Source organism: Pseudomonas sp. NBRC 111143, from assembly GCF_001320965.1.
Taxonomy (GTDB): domain Bacteria; phylum Pseudomonadota; class Gammaproteobacteria; order Pseudomonadales; family Pseudomonadaceae; genus Aquipseudomonas; species Aquipseudomonas machongensis.
On record NZ_BCBT01000022.1, the window covers coordinates 1 to 17,319 of the forward strand.

17 protein-coding genes are annotated in these 17,319 nt (G+C 65.4%); 10 read left to right on the forward strand and 7 right to left on the reverse strand.

Annotation, left to right across the window (positions count from 1 at the left end; all coding sequences use genetic code 11):
- Positions 1 to 46: 46 nt before the first annotated feature.
- Positions 47 to 958 (reverse strand): LysR family transcriptional regulator, encoded by a 912-nt coding sequence (locus APH44_RS14035; protein ID WP_054893207.1) that lies wholly within the window; start codon positions 956 to 958, stop codon positions 47 to 49.
- 121 nt (positions 959 to 1,079) lie between these two features.
- On the opposite strand from APH44_RS14035, the gene APH44_RS14040 reads away from it, so the two are divergent.
- From APH44_RS14040 to APH44_RS14070, 7 genes are all read left to right on the forward strand, one after another.
- The gene (locus APH44_RS14040; RefSeq protein WP_054893208.1) at positions 1,080 to 1,778 is read left to right on the forward strand and encodes a CoA transferase subunit A; all 699 of its coding nucleotides are present in this window, start codon (positions 1,080 to 1,082) and stop codon (positions 1,776 to 1,778) included.
- 34 nt (positions 1,779 to 1,812) lie between these two features.
- Positions 1,813 to 2,469: a CoA transferase subunit B gene (locus tag APH44_RS14045; RefSeq protein ID WP_054893209.1), complete on the forward strand. Its 657-nt coding sequence runs from the start codon at positions 1,813 to 1,815 to the stop codon at positions 2,467 to 2,469.
- Between the two features lie 188 nt (positions 2,470 to 2,657).
- Entirely contained in the window at positions 2,658 to 4,076 is a 1,419-nt protein-coding gene (locus tag APH44_RS14050) for a short-chain fatty acid transporter (protein ID WP_054893210.1), read from the forward strand.
- Positions 4,077 to 4,245: 169 nt separating this feature from the next.
- Positions 4,246 to 4,467 (forward strand): MbtH family protein, encoded by a 222-nt coding sequence (locus APH44_RS14055; protein ID WP_054893211.1) that lies wholly within the window; start codon positions 4,246 to 4,248, stop codon positions 4,465 to 4,467.
- Between the two features lie 3 nt (positions 4,468 to 4,470).
- Entirely contained in the window at positions 4,471 to 5,190 is a 720-nt protein-coding gene (locus APH44_RS14060; protein ID WP_054893212.1) for a thioesterase II family protein, read from the forward strand.
- A gap of 61 nt (positions 5,191 to 5,251) precedes the next feature.
- The gene (locus APH44_RS14065; protein WP_054893213.1) at positions 5,252 to 5,803 is read left to right on the forward strand and encodes a hydrolase; all 552 of its coding nucleotides are present in this window, start codon (positions 5,252 to 5,254) and stop codon (positions 5,801 to 5,803) included.
- Positions 5,804 to 5,829: 26 nt separating this feature from the next.
- Entirely contained in the window at positions 5,830 to 6,882 is a 1,053-nt protein-coding gene (locus APH44_RS14070; protein WP_054893214.1) for a DUF1615 domain-containing protein, read from the forward strand.
- A 42-nt stretch (positions 6,883 to 6,924) separates the two neighbouring features.
- On the opposite strand, the gene APH44_RS14075 is transcribed toward APH44_RS14070, so the two are convergent.
- The gene (locus APH44_RS14075) at positions 6,925 to 8,151 is read right to left on the reverse strand and encodes an MFS transporter (protein WP_054893215.1); all 1,227 of its coding nucleotides are present in this window, start codon (positions 8,149 to 8,151) and stop codon (positions 6,925 to 6,927) included.
- 239 nt (positions 8,152 to 8,390) lie between these two features.
- On the opposite strand from APH44_RS14075, the gene APH44_RS14080 reads away from it, so the two are divergent.
- The 3 genes from APH44_RS14080 (at position 8,391) to APH44_RS14090 (ending at position 12,359) form a co-directional block, all read left to right on the forward strand.
- Positions 8,391 to 8,906 carry a sigma-70 family RNA polymerase sigma factor gene (locus APH44_RS14080; RefSeq protein WP_054893216.1) on the forward strand — a complete coding sequence of 172 codons (516 nt, stop codon included), beginning with the start codon at positions 8,391 to 8,393 and terminating at the stop codon, positions 8,904 to 8,906.
- Positions 8,903 to 9,823 (forward strand): FecR domain-containing protein, encoded by a 921-nt coding sequence (locus APH44_RS14085; protein ID WP_054893217.1) that lies wholly within the window; start codon positions 8,903 to 8,905, stop codon positions 9,821 to 9,823. The genes APH44_RS14080 and APH44_RS14085 overlap by 4 nt, the downstream gene beginning before the upstream one ends.
- A 124-nt stretch (positions 9,824 to 9,947) precedes the next feature.
- Positions 9,948 to 12,359, forward strand: a complete 2,412-nt coding sequence (locus tag APH44_RS14090; protein WP_054893218.1) for a TonB-dependent receptor — start codon at positions 9,948 to 9,950, stop codon at positions 12,357 to 12,359.
- Positions 12,360 to 12,412: 53 nt separating this feature from the next.
- On the opposite strand, the gene nikE is transcribed toward APH44_RS14090, so the two are convergent.
- From nikE to nikA, 5 genes are read right to left on the reverse strand one after another with little or no spacing between them, the layout of a single operon-like run.
- The gene (nikE, locus tag APH44_RS14095) at positions 12,413 to 13,228 is read right to left on the reverse strand and encodes a nickel import ATP-binding protein NikE (protein ID WP_054893219.1); all 816 of its coding nucleotides are present in this window, start codon (positions 13,226 to 13,228) and stop codon (positions 12,413 to 12,415) included.
- Complete coding sequence (gene nikD / locus APH44_RS14100; RefSeq protein ID WP_054893220.1) at positions 13,225 to 13,995, reverse strand: nickel import ATP-binding protein NikD; 771 nt, start codon at positions 13,993 to 13,995, stop codon at positions 13,225 to 13,227. The genes nikE and nikD overlap by 4 nt, the downstream gene beginning before the upstream one ends.
- On the reverse strand, positions 13,996 to 14,841 hold the full coding sequence (nikC, locus tag APH44_RS14105; RefSeq protein WP_054893221.1) for a nickel ABC transporter permease subunit NikC: 846 nt from the start codon (positions 14,839 to 14,841) through the stop codon (positions 13,996 to 13,998).
- Entirely contained in the window at positions 14,838 to 15,779 is a 942-nt protein-coding gene (nikB, locus tag APH44_RS14110) for a nickel ABC transporter permease subunit NikB (RefSeq protein WP_054893222.1), read from the reverse strand. Before nikB ends, nikC begins: the two co-directional genes overlap by 4 nt.
- Before the next feature lies 1 nt (position 15,780).
- Positions 15,781 to 17,298 carry a nickel ABC transporter substrate-binding protein gene (gene nikA / locus APH44_RS14115; RefSeq protein WP_371105623.1) on the reverse strand — a complete coding sequence of 506 codons (1,518 nt, stop codon included), beginning with the start codon at positions 17,296 to 17,298 and terminating at the stop codon, positions 15,781 to 15,783.
- Between the last annotated feature and the right edge of the window lie 21 nt (positions 17,299 to 17,319).

The following is a 17,319-nucleotide window of genomic DNA, read 5'->3' on the forward strand; positions in this document are numbered from 1 at the left end:
CGATCTCATGGATGCTGAAAAGTCTAAGGCAAGCACCTGTCAGCCCTCACGCAACCCCATGCGAGCACACCTCCGGCGCACGGGTATGTGACAGCAACACATCCAGCAACGCCTGCGCCGCGGTGGACAACTTATGGTCGCTCAGGGCAATGACCCCGATGCGCCGCTCGACGGTGGGCTCGACCAAGGGAACGCAGCGCGCCCCCAGCTCCTGCATCTGATTGATGCACAGCGCCGGTACGGCACTGACGCCCAAACCGTTGGCGACCATGCGCCCGACGGTGGACAACTGGTGGCTTTCGAAGGCCACCGCCAGCCGGCCATGCTCGGCGGCCAGGTGTTGCTCGAGCAGCAGGCGTACCGCCGAAGGGCGTTGCAGGGCGATGAAGTCATGAGTCAACAGTTCGCGCCAGCTCACCTGGGGCTGCTGCGCCAAGGGTGAATCGCCCGGCACCACGGCGACGAAGCGGTCCAGGTACAACGGGTGAAACTGCAAGGCATCGCTGCGCTCGGGCTCGAAACCTATGCCCAGTTCGACGCGGCGGTGGCGGACCAGTTCCAGCACCTGCTCGTTGATCACGTCGTGCACGGTGACGTTGACCTTGGGGTAGCGCTGGCGAAACACCTTCAGTGACTGCGGCAGCAGGTTGCCGGCAAAGGCCGGCATCGCCGCCACCGACACCCGCCCCAGTTGCAGGGTGAAGCGCTGGCGCAGCATTTCCTCGGTATCGTCCCAGTCGGCCAGCAGGCGCCGGGCCAGCGGCAGCAGCACTTCGCCCTCGGCGGTGAGGCTGACGCTGCGTGTGGTACGGGTGAGCAGGGCGCCGCCGAGGTTGTCCTCCAGCGCCTTGATGGTCAGGCTCAGTGCCGGTTGCGAAATGTGCAGGTGTTCGCCGGCCTGGGCGAAGCTCTGGTACTTGGCCACGGTGACGAAGGCGCGCAGTTGCTTGACGTTCATGGCGGGTCCGCAGGTTGTTTTGCAAAAGTTATCAATCGATGACGAAAACAAAATTAACAAATCAGTCGCCAGCGGTGAAGATGCCTTCCACACGCTCAAACAACTACAAAGGCGGATCAGCATGGCCGGACTGGACAAGCGCGTAGCAACCTATGAACAGGCTCTCGAAGGCCTGACCGACGACATGACGGTACTGGCCGGCGGCTTCGGCCTGTGTGGCATCCCCGAGAACCTCATCGCCGAGATCAAGCGCCGCGGGGTCAAGGGCCTGACGGTGGTCTCCAACAACTGCGGCGTCGACGGCTTCGGCCTGGGCGTGCTGCTCGAAGACCGGCAGATCCGCAAGATGGTCGCCTCCTATGTCGGCGAGAACGCCGAGTTCGAGCGCCAGTTGCTCAGCGGCGAGCTGGAAGTGGAACTCACCCCCCAAGGCACCCTGGCCGAGAAGATGCGCGCCGGCGGTGCCGGTATCCCGGCCTTCTACACCGCCACGGGCTACGGCACCCCGGTCGCCGAAGGCAAGGAGGTGCGTGAGTTCAACGGCCGCAAGTACATCCTCGAAGAATCCATCACCGGCGACTTCGCCATCGTCAAGGGCTGGAAGGCCGACCACTACGGCAACGTGGTGTACCGCAACACCGCCCAGAACTTCAATCCGCTGGCCGCCACCGCCGGCAAGATCACCGTGGTCGAGGTCGAGGAAATCGTCGAGCCGGGTGTGCTGCTGCCCAGCGAGATCCACACGCCGGGAATCTTCGTCGACCGGGTCATCGTCGGCACCTTCGAGAAGCGCATCGAGAAGCGCACCGTCAAGGCCTGAGCGCCGTCCACAGAACAACAAAGAGATCCTGACCATGGCACTGACCCGCGAACAGATGGCTCAACGCGTCGCCCGTGAACTGAAGGACGGCTACTACGTCAACCTCGGCATCGGCATCCCCACCCTGGTGGCCAACTACGTGCCCGCCGACATGGACGTGATGCTGCAGTCGGAGAACGGCCTGCTCGGCATGGGCGAGTTCCCCACCGAGAGTACCCTCGACCCCGACATGATCAACGCCGGCAAGCAAACCGTGACCGCCCGCCGTGGCGCGTCTATCTTCGATTCGGCGCAATCCTTCGCCATGATCCGTGGCGGCCATGTCGACCTCACCGTGCTGGGCGCTTTCGAGGTGGACGTGGAGGGCAACATCGCCTCCTGGATGATCCCCGGCAAGCTGGTCAAGGGCATGGGGGGCGCCATGGACCTGGTGGCCGGCGCCGAGAACATCATCGTTACCATGACCCACGCCTCCAAGGACGGCGAGTCCAAGCTCCTGCCACGTTGCAGCCTGCCGCTGACGGGTGCTGGCTGCATCCGCAAGGTGCTTACCGACCTTGCCTACCTCGAGATCGAGAACGGCGCCTTCATCCTGCGCGAGACCGCGCCCGGGGTGAGCGTCCAGGAGATCGTCGAGAAAACCGCCGGCAAGCTGATCGTGCCGGACGATGTGAAAGAGATGACGTTCTAACGCTATTGCTTTACCTCCCCCCTGTAAGGGCGGGCTCGTTGTAGGGGCGGGCTTGCCCGCGAATGCGCCGGTACATTCACCAACGTATTCGCGGGCAAGCCCGCTCCCACGGCAAGCCCGCGCCTACAGGGGTTTTGCGTTGATAAACAAGCAACATCCACCAATAAGACCAAAAAAGGAAAACACTCGTGGCCGCTGAAATCCAAGACAGCCGCTCCGCCCGCTTCGCCCTGCGCTGCTCCAACTGGGCCGAACGCTGGTTCCCCGACTCCTGGGTGTTCGCCGCCCTGGCCGTGATGCTGGTGTGCCTGGGGGCCCTGGCCATGGGCGCCAAGCCCACCGACACCGCCAAGGCCTTTGGTGACGGCTTCTGGAGCCTGATCCCGTTCACCATGCAGATGGCCTTCGTGGTCATTGGCGGCTATGTGGTCGCAAGCTCCCCGCCTGCTGCGCGCCTGATCGACCGCCTCGCGCGCCTGCCGAAGAACGGCCGCTCGGCGGTGTGCTGGGTGGCGCTGATCTCGATGCTCGCCTCCTTGCTCAACTGGGGCTTGTCGCTGGTGTTCGGCGGCCTGCTGGTGCGTGCCCTGGCCCGCCGCACGGACCTGAAGATGGACTACCGCGCCGCTGGCGCTGCTGCCTACCTGGGCCTGGGTGCCGTGTGGGCGCTGGGCCTGTCGTCGTCGGCTGCACAGTTGCAGGCCAACCCGGCCAGCCTGCCGCCGTCGATCCTGTCGATCACCGGCGTCATTCCGTTCACCGAGACCATCTTCCTCTGGCAGTCCGGGGTGATGCTGGCTGCGCTGGTGATCGTCTCGCTGGTCGTCGCCTACGCCACCGCGCCCGGACCGAACAGTGCGCGCAGCGCCCAGGACTGTGGTGTCGATCCGACCTTCACCGCCCCTCCTGCGCCGCAGCGCACCCGCCCCGGCGAGTGGTTGGAGCACAGCCCGATCCTGATCCTGCTGCTGGTAGCCCTGGCAGCCGGCTGGCTGTACCAGGAGTTCGCCACCAAGCCTGCGATCACCGCCATCTCCGGGCTGAACACCTACAACCTGCTGTTCATCATGCTGGGCGCCTTGCTCCACTGGCGTCCGCGCAGCTTCCTCGACGCCGTGGCCCGTGCGGTGCCGACCACCACCGGCGTGCTGATCCAGTTCCCGCTGTACGGCTCGATCGCCGCCATCCTCACCCAGGTCAAGGGCGCCGACGCACAGACCCTGGCGCACCACATCTCGGTGTTCTTCACCCAGATCGCCACCCATGACACCTATGCCTTGCTGATGGGCGTGTATTCGGCGGTGCTGGGCTTCTTCATTCCGTCTGGCGGCGGCAAATGGATCATCGAAGCGCCCTACGTGATGCTGGTGGCCAACGACCTGCAATACCACCTGGGCTGGGCGGTGCAGATCTACAACGCCGCCGAGGCGCTGCCGAACCTGATCAACCCCTTCTACATGCTGCCGTTGCTGGGTGTGCTGGGCCTGAAGGCGCGTGACCTGATCGGCTTCTCCTTCGTGCAACTGCTGGTGCACGTGCCCCTGGTGCTGGTGCTGCTCTGGGCGCTGGGCACCACCTTGCAGTACGTGCCACCAGTGATGCCGTAGCCGCGTCACCGCGCACTACCGCGCTGCGGGCCGCAATGGCCCGCAAGCGCTGCCCGCCGCTATGTCGATCCGTGAAAAAAGCGTAATTTTCCCCCGTCTCCCTTCGTTTTCCTGAGAGCTGCCCTGCGTCCAGGCGGACCGGGCCATCATCACCCCAAGGAGACAGGCAATGACTTCCGTTTTCGACCGCGACGACATCGTGTTCCAGGTAGTGATCAATCACGAGGAACAGTACTCGATCTGGCCCGACTACAAGGCGATCCCCAACGGCTGGCGCGCCGCAGGCAAGAGCGGTCTGAAGAAAGACTGCCTGGCCTACATCGATGAAGTGTGGACCGACATGCGCCCCCTGAGCCTGCGCCAGAAGATGGCCGAAGCTGCGGTGCAGTAAGGCGTGACTGCACTCAACCTGCTATGCCTGCCGTACTCGGGCGCGAGTGCCATGGTCTACAGCCGCTGGCGGCGCAAGCTGCCGGCCTGGTTGCAGGTGCGCCCGGTGGAGTTGCCCGGGCGCGGCGCGCGCCTGGGCGAGCCCCTGCAAACCGACATGCAGGCACTGGCCCGGCAACTGGCCAGCGAGCAACGCCTGGCGGCGAGCACGCCCTATGCGCTGCTCGGGCACAGCCTGGGCGCGCTGCTCGCCTTCGAGCTGGCCCATGAGCTGCAAGCCTTGGGTTGCAAGGCGCCGGTCGCACTGTTTGCCTGCGGCACGGCGGCACCGACCCGACGTGAGGACTACGACGGCAAGGGCTGGCGCGAAGCCAAGACCGATGCCGAGCTGATCGACGAGCTGCGCCAGTTGCAGGGCACCCCCGAGGAGGTGCTGGCCAACGAAGAACTCATGGGTCTGACCTTGCCGATTCTGCGCGCCGATTTCCTCATGTGCGGCCGCTACGACTATCGCCAACGCGCGCCGTTGCACTGCCCGTTGCATGTTTTGGGCGGCGAGGCCGACCGCGCCAGCGAAGAGCAACTGCTGGCCTGGCGTCGCGAAAGCCTGGGCGATTTCTCGCTGGAGGTCTTCCCTGGCGGGCACTTCTTCATCCATGAGCACGAAGACCGGGTGCTGAGCCTGCTGGCCGCCTCTCTGGAACCTCATCGACTTTCGGCATGATTGACGTAGGCCTTTGCCTGGGGGAGGCTGGGGGCTTTCCCACAGGACAAGGGTTGTCCCCATGCTGATCGATCCCCGCCAGGCCACGCTGCTGGTCGTCGATATCCAGGAACGCCTCATCGGTGCCATGAGCGACCCCGAGGGCACCCGCGCGCGGGCCCGCGGGCTGCTCGCCGCCACCGCCGAACTCGAGCTGCCCACGGTGATCTCCGAGCAGTACCCCAAGGGCCTGGGCCCGACCCTGGCCGAACTCAAGGCCGCGGCTACAGGGGCCGAGATCGTCGAGAAGCTGCACTTTTCCTGCGTGGCCGCCGAATGCCTGCCCGCCAGCTTGCTGGCGCGCGAGCAGGTGATCGTCTGTGGCATGGAAACCCACGTCTGCGTGCTGCAGACGGTGCTTGGCCTGCTGGGCCTGGGCAAGCAGGTGTTCGTGGTCGAGGACGTCTGCGACAGCCGCACCCCGGCAAACAAGGCGGCAGGCCTTGCGCGCATGCGCGACGCCGGGGCGCAGATCGTCACCCGCGAGATGGTGCTGTTCGAACTGCTGGGCAGTGCCAGCCACCCGTTGTTCCGTCATATCAGCAAAACCTACATCGTCGGTGACCCATCCTGAGCCCGCGGCTGCTGGGCGTTGGGCTGATGCTGCTGGCCCTGCTGCAAGGCTGTGCCGGGCGCCGCGAGGAGGCGCCCGAAGTCGACCCTGCGCAGGTCCGCGCCCTGCTCATGCGCCTGCTGCCTGCCTCGGTCAAGGACCGCCAGGGCTGGGCCGAGGACATCCAGGTCGCGTTCACCGCCCAGGGCATCGCGCCCAGCCGCAGCAACCTGTGCGCGGTGCTGGCGGTGACCGAGCAGGAGTCCACCTTCACCGCCGACCCCCAGGTGCCCAACCTGGGCCGCATCGCCCGCGAGGAAATCGACCGCCGCGCCGCGCGTCTGCACATCCCCAGGCTGCTGGTCGATGGCGCCCTGGCGACGCCTTCGGCGAACGGCCAGAGCTACCAGCAGCGCCTGCTGGCGGTACGCAGCGAGAAGCAGCTCAGCGCCCTGTTCGATGATTTCATCGCCGGCTTGCCGCTGGGCGACAAGTTGCTCGGCGGGCTCAACCCGGTGCGTACCGGCGGGCCGATGCAGGTCAGCATCGACTTTGCCGAACGCCATGCCAAGGACTATCCCTACCAGCGCCAGGGCACGATTCGCCAGGAGGTATTCAGCCGTCGCGGCGGCCTGTACTTCGGCATCGCCCACTTGTTGGGCTATCCCGCCCACTATGAGCGGCCGCTGTACCGCTTCGCCGACTTCAACGCAGGCTGGTACGCCAGCCGCAACGCCGCATTCCAGGCGGCGCTGAACAGCGTGACGGGTGCAGAGTTGGCCCTGGACGGCGACCTGATCGCACCGGGTGCGATCCTGCCAGGCACGACCGAGCGCGCGGCGCGCAGCCTTGGGGTGAAGCTGGGGCTGCGCAATCCGCAGATTCGCAGCCAGCTGGAATTGGAGAACAGCCTGGCGCTCGAGGACAGCGCCTTGTACCGCGGCGTATTTGCCCTCGCTGACGCCAAGGCGGGCAAGCCACTGCCACGTGCGGTGCTGCCGGGGATCGTGCTCAAGAGCCCGAAGATCACCCGCAAGTTGACCACGGCGTGGTTTGCGGGGAGGGTGGACGAGCGCTACCAGCGCTGCATGACGCGTTGACCGACGCAAGCTGCAGGGGCCGCAACGCAGCCCCTGCAAGGCTCAGGCAGGCTGGGCTGCCAGGCTGTTGCTGACGTTACGCCCCAGTACCAGCACGGTGACGAATCCGCAACCGACCAGCGCCGTGGCCAGGCTCAGCAGCACCGAGCTGCCCAGCTGGTCGACGATCCGCCCACCGAAGAACGAGCCCAGTGCGATGATCACCTGGAACATGGCCACGAACAGCGGCATGCCGCGTTCGACATCCTTGGGCGCGACCACGAACATCCAGATGCTGGCACAGGCCGGGAAGGCACCGAAGGCAAAGCCCCACAGTGCGATCAGCATCACCGCCCCAGTCATGCCGGTGGCGAAGTAAGGGAACAGTGCGGTACTGATGCCGATCAGCAAGGCCACCAGCAGCAGGGTGTAGCGCACGCTGCGGTTGGCGGCGAAGCCGGCGAACAGGTTGCCGATGACGCCCGCGACGCCGTAGAGCAGCAACAGCGAGCCGATGGTTGCGCCGTCGAAGCCCGAGCTTTGCTTGAAGAACGGTGCGACATAGGTGTACGCGGCAAAGTGCGCCAGGCCAATCAGCAAAACTGCGATCAGGCCGACCCGAGCCAGCGGATTGACGAACAGCGCCGGCAGGTCACTGACACGGATGGCCTTGTCGGGATTGAGCCGTGGCAGCAGGAAGACCTGCGCGAGCAGCACCGGCACACCCAGCAGGGCGGTCACCAGGAAGGTCATGCGCCAGCCCATCAGGCCGCTGAGCCAGGTGCCGACCGGCACGCCCAGCACCGTGGCCAGGGTGACCCCGACCATGATGATCGAAGTCGCCTGCGCCACGCCCACCCCCTTGGGCGCCAGGCGCCCGCTCAGGGCAATGGCCGTGGCCCAGAAGCCACCGATGCTGATACCCAGCAGCACGCGACCGAACAGCAGCAGGCTGAAGTCGCTGGCATAGGCCACCACCGAGTTGGCGATGATCATGATCAGCGTCAGGCCGATCAGCAGGTAGCGGCGGTCCATGGCACCGATGCCCACCGACAGCAGCGGAGCGGCGAGGGCGGCCATGATACCGGGCAGGGTGACCATCAGGCCGGCTTGCCCGGCACTGATGCCCAGGTCGCTGGCCACATCGTTGAGAACGCCTACCGGGAGGAATTCACTGGTCACCAGGGCGAAGGCGCCCACGGCGACCGAGAGAATCGCCAGCCACTGCTGTTTGACGCTCTGTTGGTTGTGTTCAAGAAGGCCATCGGGGGCCTGATTGACGCTTGGCATGGTACGGATTCCAAGTGTTGTCGCCTGGAACAGGCGCAGGAGGCGGGAAAATAGGAGGGCGATTATAGAAGTCGGTTCCGAAAGGCCTATAGGCAGGTCGTTCGATAGTAATCATCAGTGTGATCGATGGAACGCTCGGCTCGCCTCATCCAGCGCGGCATTCCCAATCTCCCCTTCACTGCGTACACTTGCGACATGTTCTTATTTGCATCTAATAATCTTTTTCGGGGAGGAGCGTGATGTCCACCGTTGTAGCTGGCGGCGCCGCGCACATGGGTTTGGAAACACTGTACCGCGAGCACAGCGGCTGGCTGCACGGCTGGTTGCGTCAGCGCATGAATAACGCCGCCGATGCTGCGGACCTGGCCCAGGACACGTTCATCCGGGTGTTGCTGGCGCGCAGCGCAGGCATGCTCAACGAGCCACGGCATTATCTGGCGACCATCGCTCGCGGCCTGGTCATCGATCTCTACCGGCGTCGCAGCCTGGAAAGCGCCTACCTCCAAGCCTTGGCGCAACAGCCCGAGCACTATGCGCCCAGCGCCGAAACCCGTGCTGCCGTGCTGGAAACGTTGATGGCCATCGATCGTATGCTCGATGGTCTCGGCGAGCGCACGCGGGCGATCTTCCTGGCCGTACAGCTTGACGGCCTGAGCTACGAAAAAGCCGCCACCCGGCTGGGTGTTTCGGTCAGTACCGTGCGCAAGCACCTGGCCCGTGGGTTGATGCATTGCTTGCTGATCGACGACGCATGAAGGCCATTCTAGCCGATGCTGTGAACTGGTATGTGCGCCTGCACGACAGCGACGTCGATGAAGCTACCCGCGTCCAATGGCAAGCCTGGTACGCCGCCGACAACCGTCATGCCGAAGCCTGGGCACGCCTGGAGCAATTGCAGTACCGCCTGGGCAACGCCCCTCGTGGTGCGGCGCAGACGCTGCAGACCGCACGCTGGGATCGACGTTCCGCGGTGAAGGCCCTGGCGCTGCTGCTCGGGGTCGGGGCGGTGGGGTGGCAGGGCTATCGGGTCTCGCCCTGGCGTGCCGATTACTGGACTCGGGTGGGGGAGCGGCGGCAATTGACGCTTGCCGACGGTACGCGGCTGGACCTCAACACTGACAGCCGGGTGGACGTCGTGTTCGACGCCGGGCAGCGCCTGATTCAACTGCGCCAGGGCGAGATTCTGGTGGACACTGCCCAGGATCCGCGTCCGCTCAGCGTGTGCACCGCCGAAGGTGACATCCTGGCCCTTGGCGCCCGCTTCAGCGTGCGCCAGGACTCTGGCGTAAGTCATGTCACGGTGGCCACCCAGGCCGTGGAGGTGCAAGCCAAGCGCATGTCGCAACGGCTGCGCATCGATACCGGCTACAGCCTGAGCTTCACTGCCGACAGTTTCGGGCCGCTGCGACCGATGGACCCCGATGCCCAGGCCTGGGTCCAGGGCATGCTGGTCAGCGTCGATTGGCGCTTGGGTGATGTAGTGCAGGCCTTGGCCCGCTACCGGCCTGGTTATCTCGGCTGCTCGAAGGAGGTCGCCGGGCTGCGCTTGTCCGGCGCCTTCAACCTCGATGACACCAACGTTGCGCTGGCCAGCCTGGAAGACGCCTTGCCGATCCGCGTCCGACGCATGACCGACTACTGGGTGCGCCTGGAGCCCTCCGGGCAGGGGTAAGAGGGTCATAGGCGTTGCCCGGATTTTTTTTGCGTCGGGGTAACAGATTTCTTTTGCTGGCTCGGCCCTTGAGGGAGCGCGCATCTGGCGCGCCCATGCCAACCAGATCAGGAACCCCAATCTCATGTCCGCACGCCGTTCCTCGCTAGCCAGCAGCATTCGCCAGGCGACCCTCGCGCTGAGCCTGTGCAGTGCCGCACTGGCGACTTCGACCGCCTGGGCTGCCCCACAGCACTACGATATTCCCGCTGGCAGCCTGGCCGCTGCGATCGGCCAGTTCGCCGCGGCCAGCGGCGTGACCATCAGCTTCAGCCACGAAGAGGCGGATGGCCTGCGATCATCAGGGCTGCACGGCAGCTTCGAGCTGGAGCAGGGTTTCGCCCACTTGCTGCAAGGTACTGGATTACGGATCCTGCAGATGGGCGAGAAGCGCTACGTGCTGAGCAAGGCGCCAGCCGAAGGCACGGTGGAACTGGGGGCCACCAGCATCGATGCCACGGGGCTGGGCAGCACGACCGAGGGTACTGGCAGCTATGCGACGGGTTCGGCGAACACCGCGACCGGCCTGCGCCTGTCGGCACGCGAGACGCCCCAGTCCATCAGCGTGGTCACCCGTCAGCGCATCGAAGACCAGAACCTGACGGACGTTGCCCAGGTGCTTGAACAGACGCCAGGTGTGGTCGTCGACAGCATGGGGCCGGCCGGTAGCGACGCCAACCACATCTATGTCCGTGGTTTCGAGGTGGGCAGCTACCAGGTCGACGGCGTCAATCGGCCTGACAGCTATGGTTTTCGTGACGACCTGGCCGACATGGTGAGCTACGACCGCGTCGAGGTGGTTCGCGGCGCCACGGGGCTGATGTCGGGTACCGGTGATCCGGGCGCCACCATCAACCTGATTCGCAAGAAACCGACGCTGCAGACCCAGCGCAAACTGACGCTCAAGGCCGGCTCCTGGGACAACTATCGCACCGAGCTGGACGTGTCCGGGAAGCTGTCCGAAAGCGGCCATGTCCGTGGGCGCTTCGTGGCGTCGACCACCGACAGCCAAAGCCATATCGACCGCCAGTCGCTGGAGCGCCAGGTGGCCTACGGCGTGGTGGAGTGGGATGTCACCGACAGCACCCTGCTGACCGTAGGCGCCGAATACCAGGAGATGGACAACGACGGTGCGGGCAACCATGGCTTCCCGATGTTCAATAGCGATGGCAGCCATTTCAAGCCTTCGCGCTCGTTCAACTCGGCGTCCGACTGGAGCTATCACAAGCGCCGCACGAAAACCCTGTTCACCACCCTGGAGCACCAGTTGGACAACGGCTGGCAGCTGAAACTGAACGCCGAGCACAGCCGCCGCAGCTATGACGACGCCTTCGCCACCGCCGCCAGCGGCACCGTAAACCCCGACGGCAGTGGCATCAGTACCTGGACCGGCCGTTGGGCGGGGGACCCGCGGCAGACGTCGTTCGATCTCTCGGCCTCCGGGCCCTTCGAGTTGCTGTCGCGCGAGCACCAGGCGTATGTGGGCGCCAGTCATTACCGGGCGTATTACCGCAATGACGGTTATCCGCTCTGGTCTTTCCAGACCATCGACAACATCCATACCTGGGACGGCTCGCTGGCGGTTCCGGATGCCATTCACACCAAGTCGTCGCGCGATGCGCTGGACGAAACCCAGGATGGCCTGGTGGCTTCGGTGCGCTGGAGCCTGGCCGATGACCTGTCGCTGATTACCGGTGCGCGGGTGATCGACTGGAAACGTGACGAAGCCAACACCAACCTCTCGAGCGGGGCGACCCGCCGGACCTCGCGCAGCGAAACCGGCGTCGTCACGCCATACATCGGGCTGGTGTACGACCTGGCCGAGAACTGGTCGGCCTACGCCAGCTACACCACCATCTTCAAGCCGCAGAACAGCAAGGACGTGGGCGGCAACTACCTCGACCCGCTCGAAGGCGTGAACTACGAGCTGGGTATAAAGAGCGAGTTCTTCGACAAGCGCCTGACCACTGCGCTCAGCGTTTTCGAAGTGCACCAGGACAATCTCGCCGTGGCCGACGGCAGCAACCTTGCCCCGGATGGCAACCAGGCTTACCGCGCCGAGTCCGGTACCAAGACCCGTGGTTTCGAAATGGAAATGACAGGCGAGATCCTGCCTGACTGGCAAGTCTCCGCGAGCTACACCTACGCGGTGAGCAAGAACGCCGATGGCGATCGCCTGCTCACCGAAGTACCGCGCGATACCCTAAAGCTGTTCACCAGCTATCGCCTGCAGTCGCTGCCGCAGTTGAAGGTTGGCGGGGGAGTGCGCTGGCAGGGCATGGAGTACTACAAGGACGCCGGGCCCAACAACGAGACCTTCACCCAAGGCGCCTACAGCATCGTCGACGTAATGGCGCAATACGCCTTCACGCCGCAGACCAGCGTGTCCTTGAACCTCAATAACCTGTTCGACGAGAAGTACTACACCGCGATCGGCTCGCGGGGCTGGTATGGCACGCCGCGCAGCGCAACGGCCACGCTGGTGTATGCGTTCTGATAAGGCGTCTTGAGGCAACCGCGCTTGATCCGCGTGATATCAGGCGCACTGCCTCACGCAATTGACCTGCTGACCTGAGCGCCACGCCTTGCCGGGCGCTCGGGCAGTATGGCGGCCTGCAACTGGCGCCCTGCGGGATGCTCGAACGACAGTTCACCCTCCACGGCCCGATCTTCGACGATGCGCCCTGCGTCAAGCACCACAACCCGCTGGCAGAAGTACCGCACCAGGCTCAGGTCATGGCTGATCAGCAGGAAAGCCGTGCCGTTGTCGCGACGCAGTGCGTCGAGCCGTTGCAGCAGTTGCAGTTGCAGCACGCGATCCAGGTTCGAAAGCGCCTCGTCGAGCACCACCAGCTTTGGCGAGATTGCCAGCGCCCGGGCGATGTTGGCGCGCTGTAGCTGGCCGCCGCTCAGTTGCTGTGGCAAGCGCTCGGCATGCTCGGCGTGCAGGCCCATCTGCTCCAGCAGCTCGATGGCCCGTAGGCGTTGGGCTGCCTCACTCAGATCGCTCAGGTGCCGCAGTGGCTCGGCAATGCTCCAACCGATGCTGCGCTGTGGATTGAATGCCCCCGGCGCGTCCTGGAACACCAACTGCACGGTCCGCTGGAAGGCTCGTGCCGGTTCGCCGCGCAGGCGGCTGACCGCTTGCCCGGCGAAGGTGACCTGCCCCTGGCTCGGAGTTTCGAGCCCGAGCAGCAGGCGGGCGAGGGTGCTTTTGCCACTGCCGCTGCAGCCCAGCAAACCAATCGATTCGCCCCCTTGAAGTTGCAGGTCGATACCGTCGAGCACCTGCAGCCAGCCGCGTTTTCGCAGCAAGCCGCCGGTGAGGTAGCGATGGCTCAGTTGCTGGACATGCAGCAGGCTCATGCTTGGCTCCCGCAGAGGATTCGATGGGCTTCGAGCAAGGTGCGAGCAGTGTCGCTGACAGGGCGGTCGAACAGTGCATGCACGGCTTGGCGCTCGACGATGCGGCCGGCATCCATCACCGCTACCTGATCGGCGCAGCGCGCCACCACCCCCATGTCATGGGTCACCAGCAGCACCCCGAGGCCATGCCGTCCAACCAGCTCCATCAGCACGTCGAGAAAGCGTGCCTGGCTTACCGCGTCGAGATCGCTGGTGGGCTCGTCGGCCAGCAGGAACGGGGTTTCGGCCATCAGCGCCAAGGCGATCATCATGCGCTGCAGCATGCCGCCGCTGAGCTGGAAGGCGAACGCTTGCAGCACGCGGGCGTGATCCGTCAGGCCCACGGCCACCAGGCAGTCGGCCATGCGCTCGCGGGCGGCGGCGCCGGTGATACCGTGCTGGCGAAGGGTTTCGAGCCCGTGGCTGGCCATGCTGCTTACCGGGTTGAAGGCACTGCGCGGGTTCTGCAGCACCAGGCCGACCAGGCGGCCACGCACCTGGGCGGCGCTCACCGGTTGGCCGTCGAGCAGCAACTGACCCTGGGTACGCACCAGGCCCGCAGGCAACAGGTCGAGCATGCCCAGGCAGCTCAGGGATTTACCCGAACCACTGGCCCCGACCAATGCGCAGACCTCGCCGCGGCGCAACTTCAGGTCGACGCCATGCACCAGCAAACCGGCGTGGGACGCTATGCGCAGGTCCTGGATTTCGAGGGTCGCTGGCATCATCTAGTGGTGCTCCCGGGTCGGGTCGAGTCGGTCGCGCAGCGCGTCGCCCAGCAGGTTGAAGGCCATCACCGAGAAGAAGATCATCAGCCCCGGCAACAGCAGCAGGTGGGGGTGGCTCCAGATGAACTCCTTGGCATCGTTGATCATCACGCCCCACTCGGCCGTAGGCGGTGCCACACCCAGGCCGAGAAACGACAGGCCCGAGACGTGCAGCATCATGTGGCCGATGTCCATGGTCGCCAGTACCAGCAGGGGGCCTGCGATGTTCGGCAGCACGTGCTGGCGCAGGCGGGTGCTGCGCGAGGCACCGGCCAGGCGCGAGGCAAGCACGTATTCACGACCACGCTGGGCAATCACCATGCCGCGCACCATGCGCGCATACCACGCCCAATGGGACAACGCGATGGCGATGATCACGTTGGTCAGGCCGGTACCGAGCAGCGTGACGAAGAAGAACGCCAGCACCAGGGTCGGAAAGGTCATGAACATGTCGCACAGGCGCATCAGCAGCAGGTCGGTGCGCCCGCCGACAAAGCCCGCGAGGCCTCCCACGGCGAGCCCGAGCGTCAGTACAAGTGCCAGGGTCAGCATGACGCTGCCCAGCGACAGGCGGGTACCGACGATCAAGCGCGACAGCAGGTCGCGGCCCAGGTGATCGGTGCCCAGCCAGTGGCTGGCATCGGGTGGCATGAGGCGCTGGCCGAGGTCGACCAGATCGGGGTCGTGCGGAGTCAGCCATTGGCCGAACAGGGCCAGTACCGCCAGCAGGCCAACCAGCACCAGGCCCAGGACCAGCCCCGCATGGCCGGGCACGGCCGGCCGACGAATTGCCCAGAGCGTACTCATGCGCGTGCGCCCTCCAGCCGGCTGCGTGGGTCGAGCCAGGCGTAGCACACGTCCACGACCAGGTTGCAGAGCATCAACAGGCCGGTCAGCAGCAGGGTGAAGCACTGCATCACCGGAAAATCGCGGTTGAGCACCGCCGAGACGGCAAAGCGCCCCACGCCGGGCCAGGCGAAGATGGTCTCGATCACCAGTGCACCGCCGATCAGTTCGCCCACGTGCATGCCGGTGGCGGTGACGAACGGCAGCCAGGCGTTGCGCAGCACGTGGTCGCGCCACACCCGGCGTTCGGGCAGGCCGCGGGCGCGGGCGTAGGTGACATGGCGTTGGCCGCTGGCTTCGAGCAGGCTGGCGCGCAGCAGGCGAGCATTGATCGACATCGACATCAGGGCAATGGCCAGTACTGGCATCACCAGGTGCCCGGCGCCCCCTCGACCGAGCGGCGGCAGCCAGCCCAGCGACAGCGAGAACAGTGCGATCAACAGGAACGCCAGCCAGAAATTGGGCATCGACACGCCCAGGAAAGTCACCGCCCGGACTGCATGGTCGGGCCAGCGACCCTGCCAGCGCGCGGCCATGAGCCCCAGCGGGATCGACAGCAACAACGTGCAGGCCAGCGCCAGTCCGCCCAGTTGAAGGGTCGCCGGCAGGTAGTACAACAGGTCGTCCAGTACCGGTCGGCCGGTCAGGTAGGAAACACCAAAATCCAGATGCAACGCCTTCCACAGCCAGTTCAGGTACTGCTCGTACAAGGGCCGATCCAGGCCCAGGGCATGGCGCACCTCGGCGATGGCTGCATCTGTCGGCGGGATGTGCGACAGGCGCAGGTAGTCCAGGGCCGGGTCCGTGCTGCCCAGGTGCAGCAACACGAACACCAGCAGCGACACACCGAGCATCACCGGGGCCAGCAATACCAGGCGCAGCAGAATGTAGCGCAGCATGTCAGTGGGCCTGCTTGGGGGTCATGGCCTCGAAGGGCACATCGAACAAGGTGCTGCCGAATTCGACGTGATCGACCGAATCGCGGTGCACGCTGATGGCGGTGAGGTGGGAGATGGGCAAGTACACCGCCTGCTCGTGCAGGGTGGTCAGGATGAAGCGGTACTGCTCGGCGCGTTGTTGCTCGTCGGTGCTGGCCAGCACCTGGCCGATGCGCCGGTCCAGTTCATCCTTCATCGCCAACCCGCGCTGGGCCATGTAGTCGGCGTGGCCGGCATAACGCATGGAGCTGACGAACGAATGCGGATCATACGGGGCGCCCCAGGTGTCGGCGAAGATCATGTCAAAGTCACCCTCGCGCTGGCGCCGCACCAGGGCGCCTTCTTCAACGGCCCGCAACTCGACATGGATACCGACCTTGGCCAACTCGCCCTGCAGGACTTCAGCCAGGCTTTTCTGCAAGGCACTGGTGCCGAGGAACACCAGTTCGATCGACAGCGGCTCACCGCCCTTGCTGCGCACGCTGGCACCGGGGGCCAGTGTCCAGCCTGCGGACTCCAGCGCCTGCCTGGCCTGTGCAGGGTCGTATGGATAAGGTTTCAGGCCGATGTCCGAGTACGGCATGTTGCTGGCGAACAGGGTGTCAGCCCGCGGTTCCAGGCCGTAGAGGATCTTGTCGATGATCGCCTGCTTGTCCACCGCCTCGTTGATCGCCTGGCGCACCGCCAGGTCGCGCGTGGCGCCACGGCCGGTGTTCATGGCCAGCGTGCGGGTAGCCAACGGCGCCGACAGGGCAGTGGCGTAGCCTTGGTCGCGCAGGCGCACGAAGGTGGCGGCGCTGATCTCGCCGGCGGCACCCTGGATCAGCTCGATTTCACCGGCCTGCAAGGCCAGGGCACGGCTGTTGGGGTCGGGAATGACCTTCACCATGACTTCGCCGTAGGCCGGTTGCGGCCCCCAGTAGAAAGGGTTGCGCACGAAGCGGTCGAACTCGCCCAGGCGCGACTCGACCCGCATCCAGGGCCCGGTCCCGACTGGCTGGCCGGGCTTGGCTGCAGGGGCGCCGAAGCGCATCGGGCGGACCTGGGCCAGCTCCATCAGCGTCGGGTAGTAAGGGTGCTTGAGCACCAGGCGCAAGGTCAGGTGATCGGGGGCCTCGAGATGGTCGAGGGTGCTGACCAGTTCCATCCAGCGGTGGCGTTGGCTGTTGGCCAGGACCGCATCCAGGTTGGCCTTGGCGGCCGCGGCATCGAACGGCGTACCGTCGCTGAAACGCACGCCGTCGCGCAAGGTGAAGGTGTAGGTCTTGCCGTCCTCGGACACTTTCCAGCCCGTCGCCAGCCACGGCTCGACGGTGCCGGCGTGGGTGTAGCGCACCAGCGGTTCGTAGACCATGGCCTGGGCGTACATCTGATTCGGCGCATATCCGCGCGGGTCAATGGGGCCGGCGTTGACCGGCCAGGAGTACACCAGTGTCTGACCCGGCGCCGTGGGGGTGGCGGCCTGCGCGAAGGCGCTCATCGCGAGAAGAACAATGCCCCA